General features: G+C 70.6%; 12 protein-coding genes and 2 pseudogenes. 7 read left to right on the plus strand and 7 right to left on the minus strand.

Features of this window, described 5'->3' with window-relative positions; genetic code table 11:
- Positions 1–177 precede the first annotated feature (177 nt).
- Positions 178–1,557, minus strand: coding sequence for a helix-turn-helix domain-containing protein (locus tag OID54_RS32570; protein WP_329025446.1), 1,380 nt, complete (start codon positions 1,555–1,557; stop codon positions 178–180).
- A gap of 415 nt (positions 1,558–1,972) precedes the next feature.
- Here OID54_RS32570 and OID54_RS32575 point away from each other — a divergent pair, with 415 nt between their 5' ends.
- Entirely contained in the window at positions 1,973–2,167 is a 195-nt protein-coding gene (locus tag OID54_RS32575; RefSeq protein ID WP_329025448.1) for a hypothetical protein, read from the plus strand.
- Positions 2,168–2,518: 351 nt separating this feature from the next.
- On the opposite strand, the gene OID54_RS32580 is transcribed toward OID54_RS32575, so the two are convergent.
- On the minus strand, positions 2,519–5,584 hold the full coding sequence (locus OID54_RS32580) for an AfsR/SARP family transcriptional regulator (protein WP_329025450.1): 3,066 nt from the start codon (positions 5,582–5,584) through the stop codon (positions 2,519–2,521).
- 261 nt (positions 5,585–5,845) lie between these two features.
- Between OID54_RS32580 and OID54_RS32585 the strand changes: the two genes are divergently transcribed.
- A complete protein-coding gene (locus OID54_RS32585; protein WP_329025452.1) occupies positions 5,846–6,172 on the plus strand; it encodes a nuclear transport factor 2 family protein in 327 nt (108 codons plus the stop codon).
- Between the two features lie 31 nt (positions 6,173–6,203).
- On the opposite strand, the pseudogene OID54_RS32590 reads toward OID54_RS32585, so the two are convergent.
- Together OID54_RS32590 and OID54_RS32595 are read right to left on the minus strand one after the other, a co-directional pair.
- Positions 6,204–6,619 (minus strand): annotated as a pseudogene (locus OID54_RS32590) (ABC transporter permease); the annotation flags it as partial.
- Between the two features lie 121 nt (positions 6,620–6,740).
- The gene (locus OID54_RS32595) at positions 6,741–7,322 is read right to left on the minus strand and encodes a MarR family winged helix-turn-helix transcriptional regulator (protein WP_329025453.1); all 582 of its coding nucleotides are present in this window, start codon (positions 7,320–7,322) and stop codon (positions 6,741–6,743) included.
- 72 nt (positions 7,323–7,394) lie between these two features.
- Here OID54_RS32595 and OID54_RS32600 point away from each other — a divergent pair, with 72 nt between their 5' ends.
- Positions 7,395–8,138: an SDR family NAD(P)-dependent oxidoreductase gene (locus OID54_RS32600; RefSeq protein WP_329025455.1), complete on the plus strand. Its 744-nt coding sequence runs from the start codon at positions 7,395–7,397 to the stop codon at positions 8,136–8,138.
- Positions 8,139–8,949: 811 nt separating this feature from the next.
- Here the strand turns inward: OID54_RS32600 and OID54_RS32605 are convergent.
- Positions 8,950–9,042: pseudogene (locus OID54_RS32605) on the minus strand (IS5/IS1182 family transposase); the annotation flags it as partial.
- Positions 9,043–9,225: 183 nt separating this feature from the next.
- On the opposite strand from OID54_RS32605, the gene panD reads away from it, so the two are divergent.
- From panD to OID54_RS32620, 3 genes are all read left to right on the plus strand, one after another.
- Complete coding sequence (gene panD / locus OID54_RS32610) at positions 9,226–9,642, plus strand: aspartate 1-decarboxylase (RefSeq protein ID WP_329025457.1); 417 nt, start codon at positions 9,226–9,228, stop codon at positions 9,640–9,642.
- Between the two features lie 89 nt (positions 9,643–9,731).
- Complete coding sequence (locus OID54_RS32615) at positions 9,732–10,094, plus strand: GNAT family N-acetyltransferase (protein ID WP_329025459.1); 363 nt, start codon at positions 9,732–9,734, stop codon at positions 10,092–10,094.
- A gap of 159 nt (positions 10,095–10,253) precedes the next feature.
- A complete protein-coding gene (locus OID54_RS32620; protein WP_329025461.1) occupies positions 10,254–10,931 on the plus strand; it encodes an aspartate/glutamate racemase family protein in 678 nt (225 codons plus the stop codon).
- A 383-nt stretch (positions 10,932–11,314) separates the two neighbouring features.
- On the opposite strand, the gene gndA is transcribed toward OID54_RS32620, so the two are convergent.
- The gene (gndA, locus tag OID54_RS32625; RefSeq protein WP_329025463.1) at positions 11,315–12,757 is read right to left on the minus strand and encodes an NADP-dependent phosphogluconate dehydrogenase; all 1,443 of its coding nucleotides are present in this window, start codon (positions 12,755–12,757) and stop codon (positions 11,315–11,317) included.
- A 525-nt stretch (positions 12,758–13,282) separates the two neighbouring features.
- Here gndA and OID54_RS32630 point away from each other — a divergent pair.
- On the plus strand, positions 13,283–14,593 hold the full coding sequence (locus OID54_RS32630) for a transglycosylase family protein (RefSeq protein ID WP_329025464.1): 1,311 nt from the start codon (positions 13,283–13,285) through the stop codon (positions 14,591–14,593).
- On the opposite strand, the gene OID54_RS32635 is transcribed toward OID54_RS32630, so the two are convergent.
- Entirely contained in the window at positions 14,474–15,556 is a 1,083-nt protein-coding gene (locus tag OID54_RS32635) for a DMT family transporter (RefSeq protein WP_329025466.1), read from the minus strand. The two genes, OID54_RS32630 and OID54_RS32635, sit on opposite strands and share 120 nt — an antisense overlap.
- Between the last annotated feature and the right edge of the window lie 27 nt (positions 15,557–15,583).

Consider the following 15,583-nt stretch of genomic DNA (forward strand, 5'->3'; position numbering starts at 1 on the left):
CCGCATACGGGCGGAGCGGTCCGGCGGTTCGGCGTGCGGATGCGGTGCGACTGCGAGGTCCCCGGCCGGTCCCGCCGGTCCGGTCTTCCGGCCCGGTCCGCCGGGGAACTCGCTGAGCTCATCCAATCCGCGCCGTCCGGCCCCGGGCGGCAGTTGCCCCGGCACTCCGGGAGCAGTTCAGACGGCGGCAGTTGCCTGCGGCGCGCCCACCGGGGCCCCGGTCACCAGCGCCCTGACCAGCGCCGGCACCCGGAAGCGGGCCGGGCCCTCCTCATGGGCCGCCCGGACCAGCCCCGACAGCAGCAACTCCCGCAGCAGCCGCCCGCACTCGTGCAGACTGCCGCCGGTCAGCGCGGTGAGCGCGGGCAGCCCGAAGCCGTCGGCGACCGAGTCCGGGCCCGGCGCGGCGCACAGGGCGCCGATTACAGCGCGCGGCCCTGCGGCCAGCCGCCCGATCCGGCCGTACAGGGAGTCCCGGAGCCGGTCGTCCCGGCCGCCGAGATGGTCGAGGAACGCCGCCGGATCCACCGCCAGCGTGTCGCAGAGCGCCGCCAGATCGGAGACGACCAGCCAGGAGGCGGCGGCCGACAGTGCCCCCGGATGTCCGTCGAGGAGCCGGCAGATCCGTACCGCCCGCTCCCGGTCGGCCGCCGTCACCGCCGGAGCCGCCAGCACCCGCCGCACCTGGTCCAGGAACATCCGCACCGCGGGCTCGCGCTCGTCCCCGGCCGGCTGCGGACCGTCCACCGCCCCTCGGGTACCGGCGGACGGCACGGGCAGCGGGCAGAGCAGGAAGAGCCGTTCGCAGGGGGCCTGCCACGGCTCGTCGGAGGTCACCAGCAGCCGCAGCCCCGGCACCTCGTGCAGCAGCTGGGTCAGCCGGTCCGCGTGCGGAGCGTGCGCCGGGGCGCCGTCGAGTACCAGCAGTACCGGTCCCTCGCCCAGCAGTGCGCTCGCCGACTCCCCGCCCGCGGGCTCCCGGTGTGGTAACCCGGACGCGTACAGCCCCGACACCAGACGCTCCGTCAGCTCTGGCCACGGCCCGGCGGCCGCCGGGCCGTACTCGCGGGCCGCGCCGGGGAAGGCGTGCCACAGCACCGGCATCCCGGAGATGTGCAGAGCCGCCGCCGCGGCCAGTGCCACCCGGGTCTTGCCGACCCCGGGCAGACCCACCAGGTGTACCAGCCGCTCCCCCCCGTCCGGCGCCAGCTCCTGCACCAGGGTTGCGGTCTCCGTGTCCCTTCCCACCAGCGGCTTCGGGGCGTTCGGCGGGGCCGGAGGCCCCGCCGGGGCTCTGCCCACGCGTCCCGGCCGCGAGGCATCCTCCAGCGCGGCTCTGGCCCGGGGCCCCAGTCGCAGGGCGTCCGCCATCAGCCGCACCGTGTCGGTACGGGGGCGGGTGGCCCGGCCATGTTCCAGATCGCGGATCGCCCGCACGCTGATCGTGGACAGGTCGGCCAGCTCCCGCTGGGTCAGTCCGATACGCAGCCGATGGGCCCGGATCAGGGCTCCCACCTGTGAATCCGTGACGGTCTCTGCGAAGTGCGCGGGGTTCATGGGCGCTCCCTGAACGGGGTTGGGAGGGACACGTCCCATCGTCGGCACCCCGCTATCGCGCCACCATCCCGGCGCCGCCCAGCGCACCACGGCCGCGGCGGGCGGATCGCCGGGCCGCTATCACCCCGGTCGGGGCGGGACCGCGCCACCGGACGCCCTTCCTTTCGCCGGACCCGTCCACGCCGCGCACCCCTGGTGATGGTGGGGCTCCCGTGCCGGCCGGTGCGGACGGTACGCCGGCGGTACGGAGCCCGCGACTTGAGCCGACCCGTACCGCCGTACTCCGTCCGGACCGTGATAGCCGGGCGATAGGAGCACGGCCGGTCCGGCGATTCCACCCCTCCCTAACGTGGTGTCCACGAAGCAGGAAACGCCCCGCCACCAGCGGGAACGCCCCAATCGAAGGGATCGGATCATGGCTCTCGCCCAGGCCCTCCGTACTGCGGCCGTCACCGCCGCCGTCGCCGGCGCCGCACTGTTCGGCATCCAGGCGGCCCCGGCCGGCGAGAGCACCCCGGCGGGCACCTCGGCCCAGGCGGACGGACCGGCACCGGCCGGCCCGCCCACCCCGGCCCCGAGCCCCTCCAACGTCAACAACCCCTGGGACTGACGGCCGTGAACGATCCCTGGGACTGATCCCGAAGCGGAACCGCCCGAGAACCTCTCCGTTTTCCTCCGATGCCGACGACTTCCGGGAGTGATCACCGTGAACGATCCCTGGGACTGACCCCGAAGCGGAAACACCCGGAACACCCCGGCCCCCGAGGCCCCCGACCGTGACAGAACCGGTCCACTCGCTCACCGCGCAGTGCATCCGGCGCCCGTGACACCGCCACCGGCCAAGCCCTCCGAACCGCTTCCGAACCGCTTCCGCACCGGCCGGCCGACGGCCGGACAGCTCGGGTCCGTTCCCCGCCTGCCGGTCCTGCCCCGCCCCGTCGGCCCCAGCCGCGGCTCCGCCTCAGCCGCCCGCCAGCAGCTGCTGCGCCTCCGCGAGTTCCGGCTCCATCCGGCGGTCCCTGAAAGCATGTACGGCGCTCCGCAGCAACTCCCGCGAACGGGCCCGGTCACCCGGCCCGCCGTCCGACGCGAGCAGCTTCGCCAGGTCCAGCCGTACGAGCGCAGCCCCACCGTGGTCCATGATCCGCTCCCGGATGCCCAGCGCCAGGTCCAGACAGTCCCGCGCCGCCGCGTCCTGACCCATCCTGCCGTGCGCCAGCCCCAGGTCCCGCAGCAGATGTCCCTCCCCGATCACGTCCCCGCTGTCCCGGCAGAGCTCCAGGACCTCGGTGAACGTCGCCACCGCACGGCCCAGTTCGCCCTGCTGCTGCTGGAGCTGACCGGCCCGGCGCAGGGCCCGCGCCTGGCCGCCCTTGTAGCCGACCAGCCGGTAGATGTCCAGCGCCTCGTCCAGCCTGCGCTGCGCGGCCGAGCTCTGCCCCCGCAGCATCCAGATCTGCGCGCTCTGGGTCAGCACGATGGCCCGGCCCACCACATCGCCCGACGCGTCGAAATCCCGCAGGGCCCGGTCGTACAGCTCCAGCGCCTCGTACTCATGACCAAGGAACCGTTCCAGCAGGGCCAGATCGCGATGGCAGAGACCGAGCCCCTGCCGGTCCTCGATCTCGGTGAACAGCCCCAACGCCGTTGTCAACGCGGTCCGCGACTCGTCGTACTGGCTGCGGCTGAGATAGAGCGAACCGAGCGAGGCCAGTACAGCGGCGCTGCCCCGCTGATTGCCCGCCGACCGCGCCGTCCGCAGCGCCAGCCGGTGCGTACGCTCCCAGTGGTCCAGATAGCCGCGCATCTCGAAGAGCGTCACCAGCGTCGTCGTCAGATCCCAGCACACCTCGTCGAGTTGCTCGGCCGCCGCGTGCTCCACCGCCTGCACCAGATTGGCGTGCTCGCTGTCCAGCCACTCCATGGGGTCGGCGAGCAGCTCGTCGACATGCGCGGCGGGTGGCACCCAGCGCGGCGCCGATCCGTGCAGCACGGTGAAGTCCCCGCCGTAGATCCGGCGGTGGGCCTCCTCGGCCAGCCCCATCCAGCAGCCCAGCATCCGGTTCAGCGCCGCCGACCGGGTCCCCGGATCGTCGTGCGCGGCCAGCTGCTCCCGGGCGAACACCCGGATGATCTCGTGGAAGCGGTAGCGGAAGCCGCCCGTGGACTCCATTCCGACCACATCCAGCATCTGCACGTCGACCAGCGGCTCCAGCAGATCCGAAGGGAACGGGCGGCGGTCGTCGAGCAGCGCCCCGGCGAGCCAGCCCGGCAGGCTGGGCCCCTGCGCCAGGCTCAGCAGCCGCAGCAGCTGCCGGTCCGCCGGCCCCAGCCCGTCGTGCGTCAGCGACAGGCTCGCCCGCATCGTCATCTCGCCGTGCGTGAGTTCGTCCAGCTTGTGCCGCTCGTTCGCCAGCCGGTGCACCATCGACGCCAGCGTCCAGTGCGGCCGGGCCGCCAGCCTGGCGGCCACGATCCGCAGGGCCAGCGGCAGCCCGCCGACGGTCCGGACCAGCGCCTCCGCTGCGACCGCCTCGCCCGCCACCCGCTCCTCGCCGATCACCCGGACCAGCAGTTCCAGGGCCTCACCGGTCTCCAGCACATCCAGCTCCACCCGGTGCGCGCCCGGCAGCCCCGTCATCCGCACCCGGCTGGTGACCAGCACCGCACAGCTCCCGGCCCCCGGCAGCAGCGCCCGGACCTGACTCTCGGACGCGGCATCGTCCAGCACCACCAGCACCCGCCGAGACCCGAGCAGCGTCCGGTACATCTCGGCGCGCTCGTCGAGGGACTCGGGAATGACGGGCCCGGGGATGCCGAGGGCGCGCAGGAAGCGGCCCAGTACCTCCCCGGCGGTCGCCGGGGCACCGCTGGTACCCCGCAGATCACAGTAGAGCTGCCCGTCCGGGAAGTGCGTCTCGCCCACTCCGTGCGCGATATGCGTGGCGAGCGTCGACTTTCCCGTCCCCGGTTTGCCGACGATCACGACGAGGCCCACGGCCCGCCGCTCACCCGGTCCCAGCAGCGTCCTTTCGATGTCCGTTATCCGGGCGCCATGACCGGTGAAGTCCGCGGTGTCGGACGGAAGCTGGCGCGGTACCTCGGCCACCGGCACCGGGGCCCCGGCTGGCCGGGGCCCGGCTTCCACCGTCCGGGAACCGCCGTCCGGCTCCGACGGCTCCGGGACCGGACCGCCCGCCGCCGGCCGGGCCCGCGTGTCCCCTCCGCCGTTCCCGGGGCCGCTGGACTGCCGGCCCGGCGGCGGAGCGGCCAGACCCGGCGACGGCACCTCCCCGGCGAGGATCGCCGAATTCAGGCTCCGCAGCTCCCCGCCGGGCTCCAGACCCAGCTCCTCCACCAGCAGATCCCTGCCGAGCCGGTAGACGTCCAGGGCCTCCGCCTGCCGCCCCGAGCGGTACAGCGCCAGCATCAGCTTCCCGCGCAGCTGCTCCCGCAGCGGATGCTCGTGCACCAGGAGCTGTATCTCGCCCACCAGCTGGCGGTGCCGGCCCAGCTCCAGCTCCAGGTCGATCCGGTGCTCGGCCGCCGTCAGCCGCTCCTCGTCCAGCTGCCGTGCCTTGCTGCGCAGCTTCTCGCTCGCGATGCCGCTCAGACAGTTCCCCTGCCATAGCCCGCCCGCCGACCGCAGCAGCTCCACCGCTTCGGCCGAGCCCCCGGCCCGCTTCCCGGTCAGCCGGGCATCGGCGATCCACCGGGCGAACAGTGCCGCGTCGACCGAACCGTCCTCCGTCGCGAGGACGTAGCCGGGCGGGCGGGTGGTGATGGCGGCGGCCACCGCCCGCCCGCCGAACAGCTTCCGCAGCCGGGACACACAGATCTGCACCTGGGTCCTGGCGGTGTCCGGAGGGGCGTCCTCCCAGATCAGATCCACCAGATAGTCGGTGCTGACGACGCGGTTCGCCTCCAGCAGCAGCGCGGCGAGGACCACCTCCTGGCGACCGGGCGGAATCCGTACCTGTCCGTCCGGGCCCTGCACATGGAGCGGCCCGAGGATACGGAAGACCACGGAGTCCGAGGTCGAGTGACCCTCACCGGGCGATAAGTCCACAGTCACTCCCAGCGAGAAACACGTCCGACCAACAGAGCCCGTGCCGAAAGCGACGTACAAGACACGTGTGCGGACAGTTTCCCGACCATCTCCACTGTTGTAAACGGTGTCCAGATCCGGTGGTGGCGATAGTGGCGCGATAGGCAGGGGTTGCGGCGCCGGAGGACGGTGGTACCTGCAACCGCCCGTCCGCGGGGCGGTCGTACGAAAGGACGTGCCATGAACAGTCGCCACCCGAGGAAGCTGCTCCCCAGCAGTCTTGTCACCGACTCCGGGGTCGACCATGTGCGGCTGGCGTACCACTACCTCGACACCGGGGACGTCGACGGCTACCTTTCCCTGCTCGACGGGGACGCCCGGCCCGAGGCGCCGGCGCTGGGTTGCCGCCACAACATCGACCGCATCGTGGCCTCCGGCGACTGCGTGGTCGCGATCGGCCAGGTCAGCCCCCAGCAGGTCGACTTCGTCGATGTGTTCACCCTCTCCGACGAGGGCATGCTCCGCAGCCGCCGCCGGTACGCCGCCCCCCGGGCCGCCGCGCGCTGACACTCCGCCGCGGGCCCGGGGGAGCCGTGCCTCAGCCGGCGTTCAGGGCATCCGTGGGGTGCAGCCTCGACGCCTGTACCGCCGGATAGAGACCCGCCAGGACACCGATGAACAGCGTTGCCCCGAACCCGGCCGCCACGGACCAGGCCGGCACCACGGCGGTCCAGCCCTGGGCGAGGGTGAAACCGAAGGTCGCCCAGCCCCCGGTCGGTGGAGGCTTTCGCCGCCAAGGCGTCCGAGGGGCGGGAGACCTTGACGGCCCCCGGGTCGCCGGGGCTGACGGTACGGGCCAGTACGGCACGGACGTCGTCGACCTTCGCATCCGGGGAGGTTCGAAGACTGTGGTGGGCCGCCCGTCGAAACTGAGGTGACGCTCGGCGGCCGGGAAGCCCACCAGCGCCACCCGGTCCAGGGTCGGGACCAGTTCCCCGGCCGCAGAATGCCGACCGGGTGTCGGATCAGTGGAGAACGCTGAGCCGCTGCACGGTTCCCTTGGGCAGCCGAGGCGGCGTTTCTTTTGCTGTGGGCCGGATGCCGGTGAGCGTGTACGCCGTTCTTGTGGGTGGCGTTACTCCTGGCCCACCTGGGTGATGCGGTCATCGCCGAGGCGCTGTTGGACGTCCTGTAGCAGGATGCGCAGCAGCTGCGTGAGGTGGGTCTGCTGGTGCGGGGTGAGGCCGTCGATCAAGTCGGCTTCTCGGTTGAGTACCTGGTCCACCGTCGATTCGACGAGATCGTGGCCGGCTGCCGTCAGTGTGATCTGGACGGTACGGGGTCGGCCCTGGCCTGGTTGACGGGTGACTAGTCCCTCGCGTTCGGCGCGGGCGACACGTTGTGAGACGGCGCCTGCCGTGACCAGGGAGCGCTGACCGAGCTCGCGGGTGCTCAGGGTGTAGGGAGGACCGCTTCGGCGCAGGACGCTCAGTAGGTCGAGCGTGGCGGAGTCCACTCCGGCTCGGACCAGTACCCGGCGCCGGTCGTCGCCGAAGAGCTTGGCCAGTTGCCAGATCGGCGTGACGATCCCGATCGCCGTGGCGGGGGTACCGGGGCGCTCGCGCTCCCAGGCGGCGGCGATGTCCTGTGGCAGGTGCGCGGCTCCCTCGGCCTGCGGGGCCCCAGCGTTGTGTGTCGTCAGATGATCTCTTGCCATGGGGCTCTCTTTCGAGATGATACGTTTAGATCTAAATTTAGATCTAAACGTAAGCGATTCGGAGCTCAGCATATGTCACGCACCATCCTGATCACGGGCGGCGGTACAGGCATCGGCCGCGCGACGGCCCGGCACTTCGCCGAGCAGGGCGAAACAGTGATCGTCACCGGCCGTAGGCTCCAACCGCTCAGTGACCTGGCCCAGCAAACCGGCGTTCGCGCCCTGGTGTGCGATCACACTGACCCCCAGTCGCTCGCCGGGGTGCTGTCCGCATTGCCGGAGCAGATCGATGTGCTGGTCAACAACGCAGGGGGAAACACCGACTTCGACAGCGGCACCGACCCGGACACCGGGGCCGGGGACGAAATGGAACTGGTTCGCTACGCCCGTGCCTTCCGCGCCAATCTCGACGCGAACCTGATCAGCGCGGCACTCACCACCAAGGCGCTGGACGGCCGGCTTGCCGCCGGTGGCGCGGTCGTACACATCGGGTCAATCGCCGCTGATCAAGGGGCCGGCTCCTATGGTGCATCCAAGGCTGGACTCGCCACCTGGAACCTGGACCTGGCGCGCCTGCTCGGCCCGCGTGGGATCACCGCCAACGTGGTCTCACCCGGCTACATCGCCGACACCGAATTCTTCCGGGACCACCTCACGGACGAACGGCGCGAGCACCTCGTGGCCGGCACGGCAACGGGCCGCGCCGGCTCCCCCGCGGACATCGCAGGCGCGATCGCCTTCCTCGCCTCCCCTGCCGCCCGCCACATCACCGGACAGGTGCTCAACGTCAATGGGGGTGCCCACACCACTCGCTAAGCCTGTTCTTCTTCCGATTTCGAACGACGTCTCGAACGCGGTCACTCGCCAAGGAGTTCGCCGGACGCGGGGGCGGCCTTCGTCTGATCCTGCACTCCGACCAAGGAGCGCACGTGACCGAGACGGAGCGGCGATACGGGCAGGCAGCGAGTCTCCCACGCCAAACCTTCCAGCCTCGAGGCGTCGGGTGGAAATAGCTCCGCCCTCGCCTGGCGTTGTCGAGCGGTGAGTCGATGAGGGGGAGGTATCTGGGCTGAGGCTGTTCAACACGGAGGCGGCGTGACGGAGACTATGCCTCGCTTGGCGGCTCCGTAGAGGTCCGCGATCGGCCTCCCCGTGCTGGCTTTCGCCAGCCGGGCGGCGGCCCTGCGCAGGACAATCGGGGTCGCGCCGCCGACGAGGGCTGCGCCGCCGGCGGCTCGGACTCAACCGGCCAATTCCCGATCGGGCCCCGACACCGCTACGGCCCCTGGGGTGCTCGCGTCGTCGACTCCATCGAGGATGGGGTGCTCGGGCGCTCGAACCTGCTTGGCCTGGCGCTCGGGAAGTCCTGCGTCCGGGAGATGGCATCACGCTGTGCCCGTTCCTGCCTGCGCTCGACCGAGCGACCTCAGCGCTGCGGTCGCTCGGTCGAGTTTCGCGAGGTGAGAGGCAAGGCGATTCTCGAACTGTGCTGCCTGATGTCGCACCTGCGATTGAGCATGCTTCTCCTGCACGGCAGTGATGGTGCCCGCCACCACACCGCCGCATCCCGCGATGCCGCTCTTGACGATGACGACCAGCGGAACGGGTGGCACGACCACCAACGGCCCCGGTCCGCCCGCAGCAGGCACCATGGCCGGCCGTCACCAGGCCCGTTCCCGCCCCGCTCACGCACCACCTTCAGCAGCAGCTTGAACGGAGTGGATGGGGCTGTGCAGCAGTCCCGGCCAGACCTGACGAAGTATCAGAAAAGTCAGCAATTGGGCAGCATCAGTCCTCAAAAACACGGAGAGAGCTGACCGAACATGCGACTCGTTGTAAGGTAGGGAAACCGCCCTTGACCTGCAAAAACGCAGGCAGGGAGCCTAGTTCTGGGGGTACCTCGATGCTGCGCACCATGTTCAAGTCCAAGATTCATCGTGCCACCGTTACCCAGGCCGATCTGCACTATGTCGGATCTGTCACCATCGATGCCGAGCTGATGGCCGCGGCCGATCTGCTGCCCGGCGAGTTGGTGCACATCGTCGACATCACCAACGGTGCGCGGCTGGAGACCTATGTCATCGAGGGCGAGCCGGGGTCCGGGGTCATCGGCATCAACGGTGCGGCGGCCCATCTGGTGCAGCCGGGAGATCTGGTGATCCTCATCAGCTACGCCCAGGTCGACGACGCCGAGGCGCGGGCGCTGGTGCCCCGGGTCGTCCATGTCGATGCCGACAACAGGATCGTGGAACTGGGTACGGACGCTTCCGCACCCGTGCCCGGCAGTGACACCCGACGCGGGCCCCACGTCCTCGTCTGACACCCGCCCGGTGATCGCCCCGGTGACGTTCATGGATGAGGATGGAGTCGTCCTGCTGTGTCCATGTATCGGAGCGAGGAGCGCCCACCATGTCCGAACAGCACCCGGAACAGAAGATCGACATCCGTGACAACAGGAGCCGGGGCCTTTTGGAGGCGTACGACACGGACCGGGTAGCCGGCCGCATCGCGTACTTCACCCTGGCCGGGGCGCCCGCCGCGCTGGTTGCCGTGCACACCGTGGTCGAGCCCGAATTCGAAGGGAGGGGGATCGCGGGCGCCCTGGTGCGCGAGTTCTATGCGATCGCGGCTCGGGAAGGCGTCCCGGTCGTGCCGCTGTGTCCTTACGCGGCCAAGTGGGCCCTGCGCCATCCCGACGAGGCCCCCGAGGCCCCGGTGGAACTCGTCACCGCTGCCAAGGAGCAACTGCGGTCCAATCCGCAGATGTGGTGAGTCCGTAGACACGATGAGCCCGTCAGGGGGCTGAGAGCCCGGGGTGTTCGCCGTGGGCCGGCGTCAGGGGCGGCTCATCGCTGCTCGGTGTCGTTGTCATCGGTGTGCCCGTGACAACCGCTTCGTTGCGCCGGGATGGGAGTGGTTACGCTGCGGACCATGATCGCCCTGTTGCACACCTCCCCGGTCCACGTCCCGGTCTTCGACGCCCTACGCGACCGTGACCACCCCGGTGTGCAACTGCTCCACATCGTTCGGGTGGATCTGTTGGATCGGGCCGTCAAGGAAGGGCCAGACGCCGCGGCGCCTGCGTTGGTCGAAGCGCTCACCGAGGCCGTGGGGCAGGGGGCGACCTCGGTGCTGTGCACCTGCTCGACGTTGGGCGCGGTCGCGGAAGCGAGCGCCGCGGCGGTGGGTGTGCCGGTGGTACGGGTCGATCGACCGATGGCAGCCGCTGCGGCGAGGATGCCTCGTGTGACTGTCGTCGCCGCCTTGGCCAGCACCGTCGAACCCACCGTGGCCCTGATCCAGGAGGAGGCCCGAGCCCTGTCTGAAGGGCGGGGCGGCCGGGACCCTGATGTGCGTGCTGTCGTGGTCGAAGGGGCTTGGGAACGGTTCCTGGACGGTGACCGGGAGGGGTATCTCGATTCCGTGGCCGCCGCTGTCGATGCCCTGGGCGACGCCGATGCCGACGGCGATGTCGTCGTACTGGCCCAGGCATCCATGGCGGACGCCGGCGGACGGGTTCGGATGGCCGTTCCCGTGCTCTCCAGCCCCCGATCCGGTCTCCGGGGAGCAGTGGAGGCCGCTCGGGCGCATCGAGGCTCCTCGACCTGAGCGGAGCGTGGAGACCGGTGGGGCGCCTCGGGCCCGTCGGCCGTTCCCGGGGGTGTGCGCCCCGCAGGCGGGGGAACGCGGATGGGGAGACAGTGGGAACGCATGACTTTTGCACCATGGAGGTCTGGCATGACCCAACCACCCGTACCGCCTTCGCCCGTGCCCAGTCCGGGGCCGCCCGGGCCGGACCCAGGGCCGCTGCCCGGTCCCGTCCCCCGTCCGACGCCACCACCCGGGCCCGCGCCCGACCCCATTCCGGGGCCTCCCACTCCCAGCCCTGAGCCCCGGCCACCCGAGCCGCAACCGGCTCCGGGGCCCATCTGAGCTGCGGATTCCTGAAGGGTGGTGTCCAGACCTGGAGGTCTGGACACCACCCTTTCGCATCACTGCACCGCGACTTCCGAGCGATCGCCGCCCCACAGCGTGTGATAGACCCCGTCCCGATCGGTCCGTCGATACGTGTGGGCCCCGAAGAAGTCACGCTGTCCCTGGGTGAGAGCGGCGGGCAGACGCTCCGCCCGCAGTGCGTCGTAGTAGGCGAGCGCGGCGGAGAATCCGGGAGTGGGCACGCCATCCCGTGCGGCTGTCGCCACCACCTCGCGCCAGTCGCCCTGTGCGGCCCCGATCTCGGCGGCGAACTCACGATCGGACAGCAGGCTCGGCAGATCGGGCCGTGCGTCGTAGGCGATGCGGATGCGGTCGAGGAAGGCGGCCCTGATGATGCAGCCCGCACGCCAGATGGAGGCGACCGTACCGAGGTCGACATCCCACCCGTAGGTGTCGCTGCCTGCTCTGATCTGCTGGAACCCCTGCGTGTACGAGACGACCTTCGAGGCGTACAGAGCCTGCTCGACGCGTTCGGCGAACCGTTCGGCGTCGCTGCCGCTCAGCGCCTTCGGCGTGGGCCCCGGTAGCTCCTGTGACGCCGATCTGAGTTCCGCGTGGCCGGAGAGCGACCGGGCGAAGACGGCTTCCGCGATGCCCGAGACGGGGACACCGAGGTCCAGGGCGATCTGTACGGTCCAGCGGCCCGTGCCCTTCTGCTCGGCCTGGTCGAGGACGACATCGACGAATGGCTTGCCCGTTGCGGCGTCCGTGTGGGCGAGGACCTCCGCGGTGATCTCGATGAGATAGGAGTCGAGCCGACCGGTGTTCCAGGACCGGAACGTCTCGGCGATGCGGGCGGGGGAGTAGCCCGCGACCGAGCGCAACAGGTGGTAAGCCTCCCCGATCAGTTGCATGTCCGCGTACTCGATGCCGTTGTGGACCATCTTCACGAAGTGGCCCGCGCCGTCCGGTCCGATGTGCGCGACCGTGGGTGCACCGTCGGGTGCCTTGGCCGCGATCAACTCTAGTAGCGGTCCGAGCGAGGCGTACGACTCGACCGATCCGCCCGGCATGATGCTGGGGCCGTGGAGGGCCCCTTCCTCTCCACCGGAGATTCCGGTGCCGACGAAGTGGATCCCGCGCCGGCGCAACTCCTGCTCCCTGCGTCGGGTGTCGGCGAAGTGGGCGTTGCCACCGTCGATGATGACGTCGCCCTCCTCCAGCAGTGGGGCGAACTCCTCGATCACCGCGTCCGTGGGCTCACCCGCCTTGACCATGATGACGAGCCGTCGTGGGCGTTCCAGGGCGGCGACGAAGTCCTCGGGCGACTCGGTGGCGACGAAGGTGCCCTCGCTGCCGAATGAGTCGACCAACTCGCGGGTTCTGGCTGCCGTCCTGTTGTGAACGGCGACGGTCAGGCCGTTGCGGGCGAAATTCCGGGCGAGGTTGCGCCCCATCACCGCGAGCCCGGTGACGCCGATCTGGGCCGTTCCACTCATCTGTGCGCTCCTCGATCTCGAAGATCCCGTCCGTGACTTCGGTCACGCACCGATCCTGCGGGACTCGGGCGGTGGCCGCACTCCGGCCCGGACGCCGGAGGGGCGGTGATGCACCGTTGCCACTCGGCCGCGAGGGGGATGGGACAAGGCCCCTGGGCCCGCTCACCGCGATGGTTTCGCCTGGCGGGGGCGTACGCCTGCCGTCCCAACTGGTCTGTGCAGCGACGGCCAAGACCTTCGGCAACCCCCCTCGGGCCCGCAGAGACGGACCGCGGCAGCCGCCTTTCAGGTACGGAAACTGCCCTGACCAGCGCCCCTTTGCGCGAGGCGGCAGCTCACTGGAACGCTGCTCGTCGGCATCTTGTCCGAGCCCGTTCCGTGCGGGCGCTTGATGCTCTCCCGCCCCCTCTGCCTCGGTGCGCCCGGACTGAGCCCTTGTCATCACCCATATGGAGCACTTAAGTTGACCATTTGAACGTGATCCTTTTGTGACCTGACCAACTGTTCAGTGGGGGAGTCCTGTCCATGGCCGCAACCGGTCGGCACCGCCGATATCAGCCGAGCCGTATCAACCGAGCCTCCCTCACCGTGACCGCGAGCGGTGCGGGAATGGCCATTCCGCTGATGGGAGCGGGTACCGCCGAGGCCGCCTCCGTGGATGTCTGGGAGAAGGTCGCGGCGTGCGAGTCCACCAACCAGTGGACGATCAACACCGGCAACGGCTACTACGGCGGTCTCCAGTTCTCCCAGGCGACCTGGGAGGCATACGGCGGTCGGGAGTACGCCCCGCGTGCCGACCTCGCCAGCAAGGCCCAGCAGATCGTCGTCGCCGAACGGGTTCTCAAGGGGCAGGGCCCCGGGGCATGGCCCACCTGCTCGGTGCGCGCCGGTCTCACCCGTGGTGGCGAGGCCCCACAGACGACGCCCGAGCGCCGTGAGTCGACCGAGCGCAGCGAACGCGCGGGGGGACAGAGCGAGCGCACCTCGCCCAAGCAGGCCACGCCCAAGCGAGCGGCATCGACACCCGCGGCGCAGCCCAAGGCCACGCCGACGACGGTTCCCACCCAGCGCGAGGGCTACACCGTCACCCAGGGTGACTCGCTGTCCAAGATTGCGAAGAAGGAAGAGGTCAGAGGCGGCTGGCAGCGGCTGTACAGCCAGAACCGGCCCGTCATCGGCTCGGACCCGGACATGATCCACCCCGGGCAGCGCCTCATCCTCCGCATGCAGGCTCCGACCAAAGAGCGCCAGCAGTCCCCGGGGCTCGACAAGACCCCCGGGAAGGCCCCCGACAAGACCGAGAAGCGGCAGACCACCCCGCGTCCTGAGCCGAAGCAGCAGACGCCCAAGCAGCAACCGCCGAAGAAGCAGGCGGTGAAGGTCAAGAAGGAGGAGACCCGGCCGGCGAGCGCCAGCAAGCCGACCCGCACCTCCACCTTGAGCTCGCCCATCGACGCACCCACCGGTACGCCCTACCGGAAGTCGGGTTCCGCCTGGTCGAGCGGCTACCACACGGGGGTGGACTTCCCCGTCGCCACCGGCACTTCGGTGAAGGCAGTCGCATCGGGCCGGGTCATCTCGGCGGGCTGGGCCGGCTCCTACGGCTACCAGGTCGTCATCCGGCACCACGACGGCAAGTACAGCCAGTACGCGCACCTGTCCGCACTCAGTGTGCGCGCGGGGCAGGAGGTCGGCAGCGGCCAGCGGATCGCCCGCTCAGGGTCCACCGGCAACAGCTCGGGACCGCATCTCCACTTCGAGGTTCGTACGGGTCCTGGGTACGGTTCCGACATCGACCCCCTCGCCTACCTCAGGGCGGGCGGCGTCTCGCTCTGAGACCAGCGGCGTACGGGGCTGGGGCCCGGCGGACGGACCGAGCACCACGGTCTGCTCGACCGGGCCCGCGTCCGGATCGAGTTCCGCAAGAAGCTCCTGAGGTGCCGCTGACTCGGCCGAGGGGTCACCCTTGCGCCCAGCGGACAGCCGCTCGGTCGTCAGCAGGATCAGACCGCTCGTGGCCAGCGCGCCGAAGCCGATCGCCAGGACCGTACCCAGTGCGCCGTAGCGGAAGCCCTCGCCGAACATGGTGATGCCCACGGCGGCTGCCACCACCGGGTTGACGACCGTCACGGTGGCCAGCGGGGCGGCGAGCCCCGCACCCCGATAGGACGCCTGCGACAGCAGCAGGCCACCGATGGCCAGCAGGCCGATCAGCGCCAGGGTCGGCCATTGGACCAGCGGTCTGGCCCACTCCCAACTCATCGCGACCGTCTTGGTGAAGACCGAGGCGATTCCGAAGGCCACGCCGGCCGCAGCGGCCAGCAGCACGCTGCGCAGCACGGGCCGGTGGATGGTCTGGGCGACCAGGAAGATCAGGGCGATGGCCCCGAGGGTGGCCGCGGCGAGAACCCCGCGCTGACCGGTGCCAAGGGTGTGCGATCCGGCGTCTCCGGCCAGTGCGAGGAGGCCGGCGAGTCCGACCGTCGCCATCAGGGCGCCACGCCAGGCGGTGGCCCCCGCCTTGCGCCGGACGAAGAGGGCGGCCATCGGAAGGGCGAAGACGATCGTCAGGGCGCCCAGGGGCTGCACCAGGCTCAGCGGACCGTAGGCCAGCGCCACCACGTGCAACAACGCCCCGAACCCGTTCAGGGCGACGGCGAACCACCACCCTGCGTGATGCAGGGGGGCGTACGGCCGGGCAGGTGTGGCTGCGGCGACATGCTCCTGCATGATCGCCCCGGCCGCATAGGCGACCGCGGAGACCAGCGAAAGGAGCACGGCCAGCATGAGGGAACTCATAGAGACCACGATCTCTCTGTTCGGCGC

The organism is Streptomyces sp. NBC_00690, from assembly GCF_036226685.1.
Lineage (GTDB): Bacteria > Actinomycetota > Actinomycetes > Streptomycetales > Streptomycetaceae > Streptomyces.

What these genes read in the sequence shown, in the direction of transcription:
- OID54_RS32570 (WP_329025446.1), bottom strand. Translation starts at nt 1,557, where the DNA reads ATGAACCCCGCGCACTTCGCAGAGACCGTCACGGATTCACAGGTGGGA.
- OID54_RS32575 (WP_329025448.1), top strand. Translation starts at nt 1,973, where the DNA reads ATGGCTCTCGCCCAGGCCCTCCGTACTGCGGCCGTCACCGCCGCCGTC.
- OID54_RS32585 (WP_329025452.1), top strand. Translation starts at nt 5,846, where the DNA reads ATGAACAGTCGCCACCCGAGGAAGCTGCTCCCCAGCAGTCTTGTCACC.
- OID54_RS32595 (WP_329025453.1), bottom strand. Translation starts at nt 7,322, where the DNA reads ATGGCAAGAGATCATCTGACGACACACAACGCTGGGGCCCCGCAGGCC.
- OID54_RS32600 (WP_329025455.1), top strand. Translation starts at nt 7,395, where the DNA reads ATGTCACGCACCATCCTGATCACGGGCGGCGGTACAGGCATCGGCCGC.
- panD (WP_329025457.1), top strand. Translation starts at nt 9,226, where the DNA reads ATGCTGCGCACCATGTTCAAGTCCAAGATTCATCGTGCCACCGTTACC.
- OID54_RS32615 (WP_329025459.1), top strand. Translation starts at nt 9,732, where the DNA reads ATGTCCGAACAGCACCCGGAACAGAAGATCGACATCCGTGACAACAGG.
- OID54_RS32620 (WP_329025461.1), top strand. Translation starts at nt 10,254, where the DNA reads ATGATCGCCCTGTTGCACACCTCCCCGGTCCACGTCCCGGTCTTCGAC.
- gndA (WP_329025463.1), bottom strand. Translation starts at nt 12,757, where the DNA reads ATGAGTGGAACGGCCCAGATCGGCGTCACCGGGCTCGCGGTGATGGGG.
- OID54_RS32630 (WP_329025464.1), top strand. Translation starts at nt 13,283, where the DNA reads ATGGCCGCAACCGGTCGGCACCGCCGATATCAGCCGAGCCGTATCAAC.
- OID54_RS32635 (WP_329025466.1), bottom strand. Translation starts at nt 15,556, where the DNA reads ATGAGTTCCCTCATGCTGGCCGTGCTCCTTTCGCTGGTCTCCGCGGTC.